This is a genomic window from Streptomyces antibioticus, from assembly GCF_002019855.1.
GTDB lineage: Bacteria > Actinomycetota > Actinomycetes > Streptomycetales > Streptomycetaceae > Streptomyces > Streptomyces antibioticus_B.
This window is the reverse complement of the sequence record NZ_CM007717.1, coordinates 7,528,635-7,542,732: the sequence shown is the minus strand read 5'-3', so window position 1 is coordinate 7,542,732 and position 14,098 is coordinate 7,528,635. Positions and strand designations below refer to the sequence as shown.

General features: G+C 73.5%; 10 protein-coding genes. 4 read left to right on the top strand and 6 right to left on the bottom strand.

The window, feature by feature from the left end; translation table 11 throughout:
* Positions 1–5: 5 nt before the first annotated feature.
* From AFM16_RS34210 to AFM16_RS34190, 5 genes are all read right to left on the bottom strand, one after another.
* On the bottom strand, positions 6–809 hold the full coding sequence (locus tag AFM16_RS34210) for a class I SAM-dependent methyltransferase (RefSeq protein WP_030795781.1): 804 nt from the start codon (positions 807–809) through the stop codon (positions 6–8).
* Complete coding sequence (gene rfbD / locus AFM16_RS34205) at positions 806–1,693, bottom strand: dTDP-4-dehydrorhamnose reductase (RefSeq protein ID WP_078636263.1); 888 nt, start codon at positions 1,691–1,693, stop codon at positions 806–808. Before rfbD ends, AFM16_RS34210 begins: the two co-directional genes overlap by 4 nt.
* Entirely contained in the window at positions 1,690–2,655 is a 966-nt protein-coding gene (rfbB, locus tag AFM16_RS34200) for a dTDP-glucose 4,6-dehydratase (protein WP_078636262.1), read from the bottom strand. The genes rfbD and rfbB overlap by 4 nt, the downstream gene beginning before the upstream one ends.
* Positions 2,652–3,719: a glucose-1-phosphate thymidylyltransferase gene (locus tag AFM16_RS34195; protein ID WP_030795778.1), complete on the bottom strand. Its 1,068-nt coding sequence runs from the start codon at positions 3,717–3,719 to the stop codon at positions 2,652–2,654. Before AFM16_RS34195 ends, rfbB begins: the two co-directional genes overlap by 4 nt.
* Before the next feature lie 100 nt (positions 3,720–3,819).
* Positions 3,820–6,291, bottom strand: coding sequence for a SpoIIE family protein phosphatase (locus AFM16_RS34190; RefSeq protein ID WP_078636261.1), 2,472 nt, complete (start codon positions 6,289–6,291; stop codon positions 3,820–3,822).
* Between the two features lie 194 nt (positions 6,292–6,485).
* On the opposite strand from AFM16_RS34190, the gene AFM16_RS34185 reads away from it, so the two are divergent.
* On the top strand, positions 6,486–8,630 hold the full coding sequence (locus AFM16_RS34185; protein WP_030795776.1) for a SpoIIE family protein phosphatase: 2,145 nt from the start codon (positions 6,486–6,488) through the stop codon (positions 8,628–8,630).
* Positions 8,631–8,693: 63 nt separating this feature from the next.
* Here the strand turns inward: AFM16_RS34185 and AFM16_RS34180 are convergent, their stop codons facing one another.
* Positions 8,694–10,097, bottom strand: coding sequence for a S1 family peptidase (locus AFM16_RS34180; protein ID WP_078636260.1), 1,404 nt, complete (start codon positions 10,095–10,097; stop codon positions 8,694–8,696).
* 601 nt (positions 10,098–10,698) lie between these two features.
* Between AFM16_RS34180 and AFM16_RS34175 the strand changes: the two genes are divergently transcribed.
* The 3 genes from AFM16_RS34175 (at position 10,699) to AFM16_RS34165 (ending at position 14,098) form a co-directional block, all read left to right on the top strand.
* Positions 10,699–10,914, top strand: coding sequence for a hypothetical protein (locus tag AFM16_RS34175; RefSeq protein WP_030795773.1), 216 nt, complete (start codon positions 10,699–10,701; stop codon positions 10,912–10,914).
* A 131-nt stretch (positions 10,915–11,045) separates the two neighbouring features.
* Positions 11,046–11,852, top strand: coding sequence for an HlyD family efflux transporter periplasmic adaptor subunit (locus tag AFM16_RS34170; protein WP_078636259.1), 807 nt, complete (start codon positions 11,046–11,048; stop codon positions 11,850–11,852).
* Entirely contained in the window at positions 11,849–14,098 is a 2,250-nt protein-coding gene (locus AFM16_RS34165; protein WP_078636258.1) for an NHLP family bacteriocin export ABC transporter peptidase/permease/ATPase subunit, read from the top strand. The genes AFM16_RS34170 and AFM16_RS34165 overlap by 4 nt, the downstream gene beginning before the upstream one ends.

Genomic DNA, 14,098 nt, shown 5'->3' with positions numbered 1-14,098 from the left:
GTGGCTCAGCCGCCGACGGCGATCCGCTCCAGCGCGGCGCGCAGCGGCTCCCAGCCCCGGGAGCGGGGCAGACCGAGGTTGCGGGCGCGGACCAGCGGGCGCCACAGACCGGCGTCGAGCAGGACCTCCGGCGGGACCGCGCGGACCCGGTCCAGGACGGACTCGGGGACCTTCTGCGGGTCCGGCACGTCGTACTCGGCGATGATCTCGTCGTACTTCTGGGAGAGCACCCGGTTGCGCGGATCGGCGCCGAAGACCACCAGTTGGCCGGTGGGCTGGGTGTCGACCAGGACGGTGACCAGGTCGGGCCGGTAGCGGTTGAGGATCTCGCCGACCTTGTAGACGTCGCCGGTCCAGGCGGTGGTGTGCCGCTCGCGCGCCGCCTCGTCGACGGTGCGCGGCAGCATGTCGTCCAGGACGATCACGCTCGACCAGTCGGCGTGCCGCTCGACGTTGACGAAGTCGCGCAGCGCGTACTCGAAGAGGTGCATGCCGTCGATGAAGGCGAGGTCGAGGGTGGTGCGCCGCCAGTGTCCGAGCGGATGGCGGCCGCGGCGCAGATTGCGCCAGGGGTGGCGGCCGCCCCTGAGATGGGCGAGCGGGTCGGCGCGGGCGAAGAAGTCGTCGCTGGTCGCCTTGACCAGGTGGACGTCGCAGCGCAGCTCCGAGGTCACCTTGAAGGCGGGGTCCACGGCGATGCTGGGGACCCGGGACAGCCGCAGGCTGCGGCCGTCGTTGACCCCGATCTCCAGGTAGTTGCGGTTGGCGGTGGCCTTGTGCAGGGCGCGCAGGAAGTCGTGGCGTTTCACGCGGCTTCTCCTCGGGTCTCCTCGCGGATGAGGGGCAGTGCTTCGAGCAGGGCGGTGCGCCAGTCGCGGGGCGGCGGCAGGCCCGCCTCCCGCCAGCGGCCGTGGGCGAGGACGCTGTACGCCGGGCGGGGCGCGGGCCGCCGGAAGGCGTCGGAGGTGGTGGGGCGGACCCGCCCGGGGTCGGCGCCGATGCCGCGGAACACCTCGCGGGCCAGGTCGTACCAGGTGGCCTCGCCGGCGGCGGTGGCGTGGAAGACGCCGTGCGCGCCACGGCCGACGTGCGGGCCGAGGTCGGCGAGGCGGGCGGCGACGTCGGCGCTCCAGGTGGGCTGGCCGCGCTGGTCGTCGACGACGTCGAGGGTGTCGCGGCGGGCCTCCAGGTCGAGCATGGTGCGCACGAAGCTGGTGCCGTGGACGCCGTAGAGCCAGGCGGTGCGCACCACGGCGGAGGCGTCGGGGAGTGCGGTGAGGACGGCCCGCTCGCCGGCGAGTTTGGTGCGGCCGTAGGCGGAGCGGGGTGCGGGCGGGTGGTCCTCGGGGTAGGGGGCGGTGCGGGCGGCGCCGTCGAAGACGTAGTCGGTGGAGACGTGCAGCAGCCGGGCGCCGTGCTCTGCGCAGGCGCGGGCCAGCAGCCGGGGGCCCTCGCCGTTGACGGCCAGGGCGCGCGGCTCGTCGGTCTCGGCGTCGTCGACGGCCGTGTAGGCGGCGCAGTTGACCACCAGGTCGGGGCGGTGCGCGGCGAAGGCGTGCGCGACGGACTCGGGGTGGGTGATGTCGAGGTCGGCGCGGCCGAGTCCGGTCACGTCGGCGCCGCGGCGGGCCAGTTCGGCGACGGTGTCGCGGCCGAGCATGCCGCCGGCGCCGGTGACGAGCCAGCGGGTCATGGGCGCGCCCCCCGTTTGAGGGGTTCCCACCAGTCGCGGTGGTCCCGGTACCAGGCGACGGTGTCGGCGAGGCCCGTCGTGAAGTCGTGGCGGGGCCGGTAGCCGAGTTCGGTGCGGGCCTTGCTCCAGTCGACGCTGTAGCGCAGGTCGTGGCCCTTGCGGTCGGCGACGTGGTCGACCCGGTCCCAGCCGGCCCCGCAGGCGTCGAGGAGCAGGCCGGTCAGCTCGCGGTTGCTCAGTTCGGTGCCGCCGCCGATGTTGTAGACCTCCCCGGCACGGCCCTTGGTGCGGACGAGGTCGACGCCCTGGCAGTGGTCCTCGACGTGCAGCCAGTCGCGGACGTTGCGGCCGTCGCCGTAGAGCGGGACCCGCCCGCCGTCGAGGAGGTTGGTCACGAAGAGCGGGATCACCTTCTCGGGGAACTGGTGGGGCCCGTAGTTGTTGGAGCAACGGGTGACGCGCACGTCCAGGCCGTGGGTGCGGTGGTAGGCGAGCGCGATGAGGTCGGAGGACGCCTTGGACGCGGAGTACGGCGAGTTGGGCGCGAGCGGACGGTCCTCGGACCAGGAGCCCGTCTCGATGGAGCCGTAGACCTCGTCCGTCGACACGTGCACGAACGGCCCGGCACCGTGCCGCAGGGCGGCGTCCAGCAGGGTCTGGGTGCCGAGCACATTGGTGCGCACGAACGTGCCCGCGCCGTCGATGGAGCGGTCCACATGGGACTCGGCGGCGAAGTGCACGATCTGATCGGCCCCGGCGACCACCTTGTCGACGAGATCGGCGTCGCAGACGTCGCCCTGCACGAACTCCAGCCGGGGATGGCCGATCGGCAGATTGCTGAGCGTGCCCGCGTAGGTGAGCTTGTCCAGCACGGTGACATCGACGTCCCCGCCCGCGGCGAGCAGCCCGCGCACATAGGCGGACCCGATGAATCCGGCGGCCCCGGTGACGAGGAGGTTCATCTGTGGATCTGCACCTTGCTGTGGTCGCCCAGGACGAGGCAGTGGGCGCTGGGGACGCCGGGGGCCGGGGTGACCTCGACGTGGCGGCCGATGAGGGAGTTCTCGATGCGGCCGACGCCGTCGATGGAGGAGTCGCGCAGGACGATGGAGAACTCCAGCTCGCTGTCGGTGATGCGGCAGTTCTCGGCGACGGAGGTGAAGGGGCCGACGTAGGAGTCGCGGACCTCGGTGCCGGCGCCGATCACGACGGGGCCGACCAGCCGGGAGTTGACGACGGTCGCGCCGGCCTCGACGATCACGCGGCCGACGGTCTCGGAGGCGTCGTCGACGCGGCCGTCGATCCGGCGGTCGAGGCTCTCCAGGACGGTCCGGTTGACCTCCAGCATGTCGACGACGTTGCCGGTGTCCTTCCAGTAGCCCTTGATGATGGTGGAGCGGACGTCGGCGCCCTGGTCGATGAGGTGCTGGATGGCGTGGGTGATCTCCAGCTCGCCGCGGAAGGAGGGCCGTACCGCCCGGACGGCCTCGTGGATCGCGGGGGTGAAGAGGTAGACGCCGACGAGCGCGAGGTCGCTCTTGGGCGCCCGCGGCTTCTCCTCCAGGCCCACGACCTGTCCTGCGGCATCGAGTTCGGCGACGCCGAAGGCGCGGGGGTCGGGGACGCGGGTGAGGAGGATCTGGGCGTCGGGGCGGGTGCGGCGGAACTCGTCGACGAGGTCCGTGATGCCGCCGACGATGAAGTTGTCGCCGAGGTACATGACGAAGTCGTCGTCGCCGAGCCAGTCGCGGGCGATCAGGACGGCGTGCGCGAGGCCGAGGGGCCGTTCCTGGGGGATGTAGGTGATGCGCAGGCCGAAGCGGGAGCCGTCGCCGACGGCTTCGCGGATCTCGTCGGCCGTGTCGCCGACGATCACCCCGACCTCGGTGACGCCCGCGGCGGCGATGGATTCGAGGCCGTAGAAGAGGACGGCCTTGTTGGCGACGGGGACGAGCTGTTTGGCCGAGGTGTGGGTGATCGGCCTCAGCCGGGTACCGGCACCTCCGGACAGCACGAGAGCCTTCATCTGCCTCACCCTAGCCCTGGATGTCCGGATCGGATCGTTCATTCATCGGTTTGCCCGATTGTCGCCTGATTGTCGGGGAGCGGCGAGTCCGGTCACGCGCTCAGTACGTGAGCTGGAGTTCGCACCACACCTGCTTGCCGCCGCTGACCGGGACCGTGCCCCAGGCGTCGGACATGGCCTCCACGAGCAGGATGCCGCGCCCGCCGGTGGACTCCCAGCCCAGATGGGTGGGTTTGACGGGGGTGCGCGGGGAGGTGTCGGTGACGGCGATCCGCAGCCGGCGGTGGATCAGGGTGAGGTCCAGCCTGACCCGGCCGTCGGTGTGCACGAGCGCGTTGGTGACCAGTTCGGAGACGGCCAGCAGCGCGGTGTCCATGGCCTCCGCGGGCACCCCCCAGGACCGCAGGGAGCGCTTGGTGAAGCGGCGGGCGTGCCGGGCCGCCTCGGGTACCCGCCACACCGTCCAGCCCTCCCGCAGCGGCCGGACGGCCATGCCGTCGTAGCGCATCAGGAGCAGGGCCACGTCGTCGCCCCGGTGGGCGTTGCCGAGCAGCGCGTCGGCGACGAGGCCCAGGTGGGCGGGGTCGGAGACGGACAGTTCGTGGGCGAGCCGGTCCAGGCCGGTGTCCATGTCCAGCTCGGCGGACTCCACCAGCCCGTCGGTGGTCAGCGCGATCACCGTGCCGGGCAGCAGCCGCAGCGGGGTCATCGGGAACTCGGCCCGGTCCAGCACGCCCAGCGGGGGCCCGCCGTCGGCCTCGGCGATGTCGGTTGCGCCGTCCGGGTGGCGCAGCACGGGCGGCGGGTGTCCGGCGCGCACGCACCAGGCGGTGCCGGCCTCCATGTCGACGTCGACATAGCAGCAGGTGGCGAAGAGGTCGGTCTCCAGCTCCATGAGGAGACGGTTGGCGTGGGCGACGACCACGTCCGGCGGGTGGCCCTCGGCGGCGTAGGCGCGCAGCGCGGTGCGCATCTGGCCCATCAGGGTGGCGGCGCCCGCGCTGTGCCCCTGGACGTCCCCGATGACCAGGGCCACATGGTGGTCGGGCAGCGGGATGACGTCGTACCAGTCGCCGCCGACCTCCAGGCCCGCGGTGGCGGGCAGATAGCGGGCCACGGCGACCCCGCCGGGGAGCTTGGGCAGCCGGCGCGGCAGGAGCTGGCGCTGAAGCATGGCGACGAGTTCGTGCTCGGCGTCGAAGGCGTGGGCACGTGTCAGCGCCTGCCCGGCGAGTCCGGCGGACGCGGTGAGCAGGGCGCGTTCGTCGGGGCCGAAGTCGTGCGGGGTGTCCCAGCCGATCAGACAGGCGCCGGCCATCCGGCCCACGCCGGGCAGCGGCAGCACGGCGAGCCCGCCGGGGCCGACCTCGGCGAGGGCGGGTTCCAGGTCGGCGGAGCCGGCCGGCCAGATCCGGGCCCGGCCGTCGCGCAGCGCGGCGGCGAGGGTGGGCATGGCGCGCACGGGCGCGTCGGGCCACTCGGTGCGCCACTCCGACTGCCACAGCTCGGGCCAGGACTCCGGGGCGGGCGGGTCGAGGACGGTGACGACGAGCCGGTCGTTCTCCAGCTCGGCCAGGGCGATCCGGTCGGCGCGCAGCGGCTTGCGCAGCGCGGCGACGACGGCCTGTCCGACGTCACGGACGGTGCCGGCGGTGGCGAGCGCGGCGGCCAGCTTCTGCACCCGGGCGACGTCGGTGACCTCGGGGCGCAGCGCGGAGGCGTCGGCGACGGTGCCGGCCAGCCGGACCGGACGGCCCTCCCCGCCGGGCAGCAGCCGGCCGCGCAGCCGCAGCCAGCGGGGCGGGCCGTCGGGCCGCAGCACCCGGAACTCCAGTTCGCGTTCGCCGATCGACATGTGGTCGGCCTCGACCACCGACATCAGGGACGGCAGGTCCTCGGGGACGGTGAGCCCGAGCAGGGTCTCCACCCGCCCGTCGAACGCCTCCCGCTCCAGCCCGAACAGGTCGAGGAGGTCGTCGCCGACCTCCACCCGGCCGGAGTCCATGGCGAGGGAGAAGGCGTTGCCGTGCGGTGTCTCGCTCTCGGCCGCGCCGGTTCCGGCGGCGGGGCCGGCGGTCCGGGCGAGGGCCTCCGCGACGAGCGCGAGGGCGGTGCGGTCGTCGGGGCCGAAGCCGGCGGGGCGCTCCCCCATGGCGAGCAGACAGCCGCCGCCCCCGGGTACGGGCAGGGCCGCCAGATGGATGTCCCGTACGGGCATCCGCCGCGCGTCGGGGAAGCCGGCCAGCTCGGCGGGGCCCAGCCACAGGGGGCGTCCGGTGCGGTGCGCCTCGGCGGCCGGGGAGAGGCCGTCGACGGGGTAGCCCTCGCGCAGCCCGTACAGGGTGCGCGGGACACCGGCGGACTCGGCCAGGCAGAGGGTCCGTCCGTCGTCGCCTCGCAGGTAGACGGCGGCGAGGGCCGCGCCCGAGAAGACCAGTGCCTGTTCGAGGACGCGGCGCGTCCGCTCGGGGGTGGCGGGGGCGGCGGTGACGGTCTTCAGGGCGATCTCGGCACGCGGCGGTGCGGAATCGCTCCGCGTCGCACCCGTATCCGCATCGACCACGTCCGTCATTACAGCGCGGTTGGCGAGGTGACGCAGCCCCTGTGACGGGTCGAGTGCGGGTGCGGGTCCGGTGGGGGCCGGTCGCGCAGTTCCCCGCGCCCCTGGGTGGGCATGGTGGACGTCGGGTGAGGGGGTGCTCGCCGTGCGCGGTGGGCCCGTAGGGGGCAGATTTGGGTTCGGGGGTCGTGCGGCCTGGTGAGGAGGTGGTCGCCGTGGTCGATGCGCAGGGCGCGGCCGCCGTTCGGCCACCGATCCGGGAGCCGCTGCTGTCGTTGGCGCTGACCTCGATGATGGACGCCGTCGGGGCGCACTCGGGGGCCGTCTATCTGCGGCCCGGTGACGAGCCGCTGCTGGAGATGGCGGTGATGGCGGGGCTGCCCCGGTCCTTCGCGGCGCCCTGGGAGCGAGTGGGACTGAGCGCGCCCATCCCGGTGGCGGACGCCGTGCGCGAGCGGCGGCTGGTGTGGGTGGGCGGGCAGGAGGAGATGGCCCGGCGCTATCCGCGGATCGCCGTCGTCCTGCCGTATCCCTTCGCGCTCGCCGCCGTACCGCTCGCGACCGCCGAACGGGTGTACGGCGCCGTCTTCATGACCTGGCCCGGCTCGCGGCCGCCGGAGCTGACCGAGCGGGAGCGCCGGGAGCTGACCTCGGCCTGTGACCGGCTGGCGGCCCGGCTGGAGCGGGCGGCGCAGGAGAACCGGACCGTGCGCGCCGAGTCCGATCTGCTGGACGCGGGGCCGGTGGGCGGCGCCGCGCGCACCCTGGGCCCGGTGGAGGCGGCCCGGATGGTGGCCCGGCTGCCGTACGGGCTGTGCTCGCTGGATCTGGGCGGACGGGTGGGGTTCGTCAACGCGGCCGCGGCGGAGATGCTCGGCGTCCCGGCCACCAGGCTGCTCGGCACCCAGTTGTGGGCGTCGGTGCCCTGGCTGAACGACCCTTCCTACGAGGAGCGCTACCGGGCGGCGCTGATCAGCCAGGACGCGGTGTCGTTCGTGGCGCTGCGGCCGCCCTCGGACTGGCTGTCGTTCCGGCTGTATCCGAGCACCACCGGGATCAGCGTGCGGATCTCCCGGGCCCGGGCGGTGACGGAGAACAGACCGTCGGGCCCGCGGTCGGGGGACGCGCCGACCCGGCTGGTGTCGATGTCGCAGGCGCTGAGCCTGGCGGGGGCGCTCACCGAGACGGTGAGCGTGCAGGACGTGGTGGGGCTGGTGGCGGACGAGATCGCCCCGGCCGTGGGCAGCCAGGCGCTGGCGCTGCTGGGGGCGCGGGCGGGACGGCTGCACGTGCTGGGCCATCACGGGTATCCCGATCCGCGGGTCGTGCAGCGGTTCGACGGGATGCCGTTGTCCTCGCAGACGCCGGGCGCGCACACCGTCGTCCACGGGGTGCCCGCGTTCTTCGAGTCACGACGACAGCTCGAACATCTGTACCCGGCCCGGCAGGAGAGCCCCGACGGGTTCGCGTCCTGGGCGTTCCTGCCGCTGATCGCCTCCGGCCGCCCGGTGGGCGCCTGTGTGCTGGCGTACGCCACCCCGCACCTGTTCTCCACCCATGAGCGGGCGGTGCTCACCAGCCTGGCGGGCCTGATCGCGCAGGCGCTGGACCGTGCGCTGCTCTACGACGCCAAGCACCAGCTCGCGCACGGGCTCCAGGCGGCCCTGCTGCCGCCCTCCCTGCCCGCGCTGCCCGGCATCGAGGCGACGGCCCGCTATCTGCCGGCCACCCGGGGCATGGAGATCGGCGGCGACTTCTACGACCTGGTGCCCTCCCGGCCGCTGCCCGCGGCGGTGATCGGGGACGTCCAGGGGCACAACGTGACGGCGGCCGGGCTGATGGGCCAGATCCGTACCGCCGTCCGCGCGTACACGACGGTCGGGCAGGAGCCGGGGGAGGTCATGCGCAGCACCAACCGGCTGCTGATCGATCTGGGCTCGGACCGGTTCGCGAGTTGTCTGTATCTGCGGCTGGATCCGGAGCGGCACCGGGCGGTCATGGCCCGCGCGGGCCATCCGCCGCCGCTGCTGCGCCGGGCGGACGGCCGGGTGCGGGTCCTGGACCTCGCCGGCGGACCGCCGCTGGGCATCGTCCCGACGGCCACCTATCCGACGACGGAGGTCGACCTGTCGCCCGGCAGTGTCCTCGCCCTCTACACCGACGGGCTGATCGAGTCGCCGGGGGTGGACATCGAGGACGCGATCGCGGATCTGGGGCGGCGGCTCGGCGAGGCCGGGGACCGTCCGCTGGAGGAGGTGGCCGACGAGCTGGTGGGCCACTACGCGGCGGCCGAGGAGCGCATCGACGACGTGGCGCTGCTGTTGCTGCGGGCGGCGCGGGAGGACGGCTGACCGCACCGCAGACGGAAGTCCGGCCCTCCCGCCGGAGGGCCGGACCGTCACTGGGTGTCCGGGTCAGTGCCCGCCCGCACCGGCGCCGTTGCCGCCGTTGCCGCCGCGTGCCTTGCCGTGGCCGCCGCCGTTGCCGCCCGCGTCGCCGGCCTGCTGGTCCGCACCGGCCTGGTCGTCGGCACCGGCCTCCTGGCCCGCGCCCGCCTCCTGGCCCGCGCCGGCCTCTTCACCGGCACCGGCACCGGCGTCGGCACCCGCGCCTTCCTCCGCACCGGCGCCCGCGCCCGCACCGGCCTCCTCGCCGCCGACCTGGTCGTCGGCACCGAGGCCGCCGCCCGCGCCCGCGCCGCCGTCGCCGAGGGTCGCGCCGACCGCCTGGAGGGCGGTGGTCACCGGCTGGAAGAACGTCTCGCCGCCCACCGTGCAGTCACCGCTGCCGCCGGAGGTCAGACCGATCGCCAGACCGTCCTGGGTGAACAGGGAACCGCCGCTGTCGCCGGGCTCGGCGCACACGTTGGTCTGGATGAGGCCGGTGACCGTGCCCTCGGGGTAGTTCACGGTGGCGTCGAGTCCGAGCACCTGACCGTCGGACAGGCCGGTGGTGCTGCCCATCCGGAAGACCTGGGTGCCCACGGTCGCGTCGGCGGCCCCGCTGATCTGCACCGTCTGCTGGCCGAGGTTGACCTCGCTCGGCGCCTGCGTGTTGGGGTCGTCGTACTTCACGAGTGCGAAGTCGCCGTCGCCGGGGAAGGTCGCCTGGTCGACGGTGGCGATCGGCGCGCCGTTCTGCGCGTCCGACCACTGCTCGGCCGCGACACCGCAGTGACCGGCCGTCAGGAAGGCCGGGGAGCCGTCGCCCGCGGTCACGTTGAAGCCGAGGGAACAGCGCGCCCCGCCGGCGAAGATGGCGTCGCCGCCGGAGGCGAAGGTCTTGAAGGTGCCGGCCGACTTCTTGATGGTCGCCACGCCCGAGCCGAGGCTCTGGACGGTGGACTCCAGGCGGTCCCACTTGCCGCCGGTGACCGTGGAGTCGGCGGTGACCAGGATCTGGTTGGTGCGCGGATCGACGGCCCACGAGGTGCCGGGTATGGTCGCGCGGGCCTTGAGGGTCTGGGCCGCGGTCTTCAGCTCGGCCGTGCTGTTCTCCACCTCACGGACCTTGGCGCCGGCCTTCTGGGCCTGCACGATGACGTTGTTCTTGTCGCCGGAGACGTCGATGACATTGACCACGAGCTGCTGCTGCGCGGCGTCGTAGTACGAACCGGCGAAGGCGTCGCCGAGCAGTTCCTGGAGCCGGGAGGCGAGATCCGAGGCGTCGCCCGCCTTGAGGGTCTTCACCGCGGCGGCGTCGCCCGAGCCGTCCTGCGAGGCGTTGGCGTGGGGAAGCAGGAATGCCGCCGCTCCGAGCGCCGCCACACCGCCGACCGCGATCACGGCCTTGCGCTTCGAAACTCGCTTGTGACTCAAAAAACTCGACCTCCTGGGGGGCGGGGTCCGGCTGCCGGCGTTCGGCAGCCCCGTCGTACAGCGGCGCCTGGTTGGCCATAGGTACGCGGGAGGCGGGTGATGCGTTCATCGCGATTGCCAACTTCCTTTGCGGGTCCGGGAATCCGCCGGTTCGACGGGGGTGTGTCCGGGTGGTGACGGTCCGTCGACATCTGGGAGCGGAATCCCGGCTTCAGGGAATCTGCACATGGATTGCCCAAGCGGGTCACGGGGTGCGGCGGTTCTGCACAACCGGGTGGTGTCCCGCGGGCCGGCGGGCCGGGAGTGTCCGATTCGCGGCCCCGGTCCCCGCACCCGTCCCGGCCGTTACCGGCAAAGCTGTGGAGAAGTGGCCGACATCGGGTGCGCGCGTCTGCACGGTTTCCCGCGTCTGTGCCGCAAGTGCCCAGGTGAGGAGGGTGCGTGGGTGGCTGCGCGCGCCGCGGACCTGCTTTGATCCATCGCACCGCGGGAAGCCGGGGGCGTCCGGGAACGGGCGCTCAGGGCCCGCGGTCCGCGGCCGTCTGTCCCCAGAGGGGGCCGCTCCCCCTTGTAGAGATTTCCATGTGAAGGGAAGTTCCCCATGACCTCCATCCCCCAGGTCGAGACCGCCGAGATCGCCGACGCCGAGCTGGACAACGTCTCCGGCGGTCTGTCCCTCAACGCCCTGGGTGCCGTCACCGGCCTGGTGGACGGCGTCGCCCCGGTCTCCGGCCTGGTCGACACGGCCGTCGGCACGGTCGAGGGCGTCACCGGCCTGAGCACCGCCCCGGTCACCAACCTGGTCGCCGGTCTCTGACCGCACCCGTGTGACCTTCCGGGTCCCGGAGCCGGTGTCCGGCTCCGGGACCCGTCGGCGTACCCGGCCCTCCCCGAGAAGTCCGGTCGTCCCACCCCGGCCCCCCTTCGTCCCGCCCCCGAGAGAAGCCCGTGCAGTTCCGACAACAGGCCCTCGCCAGACTCCAGTCGCCGGAGGAGCTCGACCTTCCGGTGCGTTTCGCACGCCCGCAGGGCTGGCTGGTGCTGTCCGTGACCGTGGTCGTCATGGCGGCCGCGTCCGTGTGGGCGGTGACCGGTTCGGTCTCCTCCACGGTGGACGCGCCGGCCGTCCTCACCCACGGCGAGGGCAGCTACATCCTCCAGAGCCCGGCCGCCGGCCAGGTCACCGCCGTCCTCGCGAAGGAGGGCGAACGGCTGCCCGCCGACGCGCCCGTGCTGAAGGTGCGTACGGCCGACGGCGAGGCCGTGGTGCGCACGGTCGCCGCGGGGCGGATCACGGCACTGGCCGCCACCCTCGGCCAGATCATCGCCACCGGCGCGAACGTCGCCGCCGTCGAGAAGGTCGCCGACGCCGACGACCCGCTGTACGCCACGGTGTACGTGCCGGCGCAGCACGCCGCGTCGGTGGCGGAGGGCGCGGCGGTCGATCTGACCGTGCAGACCGTGCCGTCCCAGGAGTACGGCGTGCTGCGCGGCCATGTGAAGTCGGTGGACCGCACCGCCCAGTCGGCGCAGCGCATCGCCGCGTTCCTCGGCGACAGCGGGCTCGGCGAGCAGTTCACGAAGGACGGCCGCCCGGTGGCCGTCCTGGTCCGCCTCGATCCGTCGCCGTCGACGAAGAGCGGCTACCGCTGGTCCTCCAAGGACGGGCCGCCCTACCGGCTGACCTCCATGACCCTGGCCTCCGGCGCGATCCGGGTGGCCGCGCAGCGCCCGGTCGACTGGCTGCTGCCGTGACCGCCGTCCGACACGACCGACGCGACCGTCACGAGGGGCGCGGACGGCGCCGGGCCGCGCCGACCCGCCGCACGACCGTCCCCCGGAGCCGGGTGAAGACGGTCCGGACGCCCACCGTGCTCCAGATGGAGGCCGTCGAGTGCGGCGCGGCCTCGCTCGCCATGGTCCTCGCCCACTACGGCCGGCACGTCCCGCTGGAGGAGCTGCGCATCGCGTGCGGCGTCTCGCGGGACGGCTCACGCGCCGGCAACCTGCTGAAGGCGGCCCGCGGTTACGGGCTGACGGCCAAGGGCATGCAGATGGACCTGGCCGCGCTCGCGGCGGTGCGATCGCCCGCGATCCTGTTCTGGGAGTTCAACCACTACGTCGTCTACGACGGGATGGGCCGCCGTTTCGGACGCCGCGGGGTGTTCGTCAACGACCCCGGCAAGGGGCGGCGGTTCGTGCCGATGGAGGACTTCGACGGCAGCTTCACCGGGGTGGTCCTGGTGCTGGAACCCGGTGAGGGTTTCGAGCGGGGCGGCCGCCGCCCCGGGGTGCTGGGCGCACTGCCGGCCCGGCTGCGCGGCACCGCGGGCACCCTGCCGGCCGCCGTGCTGGCGAGCCTGCTGCTGGTCGTGGTGGGCGCCGCCGTACCGGCGTTGAGCCGGACCTGGATCGACACGTATCTGATCGGCGGTCAGACCTCGCTGCTGGGAACGCTGTTCGCGGCCATGGGCGCCTGCGTCCTGCTGTCCCTGGTGCTGACCTGGCTCCAGCAGGCCAATCTGCACCACGGCCGGATCGTCTCCTCGACGCTCTCCAGCGCCCGCTTCCTGCGGCATCTGCTGCGGCTGCCGGTCACCTTCTTCTCCCAGCGCAGCCCCGCCGACCTGGTCCAGCGTCTCCAGTCCAACGACGCCGTGGCCGAGACCCTCGCCCGGGACCTGGCGGCGGCGGGCGTGGACGCGGTCGTCGTCGTCCTGTACGCCGTGCTCCTCTACACCTACGACCCCCAACTGACCTTTGTCGGCGTCGGGGTGGCGCTGCTGAACGTCGTCGCCATGCGGGTCGTCGTACGGATGCGGGCGACACGCACGGCGAAACTGCGCGCCGACTCGGCGCGGCTCACCAACACGGCGTACACCGGGCTCCAGTTGATCGAGACGATGAAGGCGACCGGCGGTGAGGACGCCTACTTCCGCAAGTGGGCGGGGCAGCACGCGACCACGCTGGAGGAGCAGCAGCGGCTCGGGGTGCCGAGCGCCTGGCTGGGGGTGGTGGCGCCGACGCTGGCCTCGCTCAACAGCGCGCTGATCCTGTGGATCGGCGGGGTGCGGGCGATCGAGGGCGGTATCTCGGTGGGTCTGCTGGTCGCGTTCCAGGCGCTCGTCACCCGGTTCACCGCGCCGCTGACCCGGCTGAACGGGGTGGCGGGGCGGATCCAGGACTTCGCGGCGGACGTGGCGCGGCTGAAGGACGTGGAGAACTTCCGCGCCGATCCGCTCTACGACCGCCCGGCCGGTGCCGACGGCTCGACGCGCCGGCTGCGCGGCCTGGTGGAGCTGGTGGACGTCACGTTCGGCTACAGCCCGCTGGACAAGCCGCTGTTGTCCGGTTTCGACCTGACGGTCGGTCCGGGGCAGCAGGTGGCGCTGGTGGGCGGTTCGGGCAGCGGCAAGTCGACCGTGTCACGGCTGATCTCGGGCCTGTACGCGCCGTGGGAGGGGGTGATCCGGATCGACGGGCGGCGTCTGGACGACATTCCGCGCGGGGCGCTGGCCGCCTCCGTCTCCTTCGTGGACCAGGAGGTGTTCCTCTTCGAGGGCACGGTCCGCGACAACGTGGCGCTGTGGGATCCGTCCGTGCCGGACGAGGCGGTCGTGGCGGCGCTGCGCGACGCGGCCCTGTACGACATCGTGACGCGGCGTCCGGGCGGGATCCACAGCCGGGTCGAGCAGGACGGGCGGAACTTCTCGGGCGGCCAGCGCCAGCGGCTGGAGATCGCGCGGGCGCTGGTGCGCCGGCCGAGCATCCTGGTGCTGGACGAGGTGACGAGCGCGCTGGACGCGGAGACGGAACGGGTCGTCATGGGCAACCTGCGGCGGCGCGGCTGCGCCTGTGTGGTGATCGCGCACCGGCTGAGCACGGTCCGCGACAGCGACGAGATCGTCGTCCTCCAGCACGGCACGGTGGTCGAACGCGGGCGGCACGACGACCTCGTGGCGCGCGGCGGGGCGTACGCGGCGCTGGTCGGGGAGCGGTGA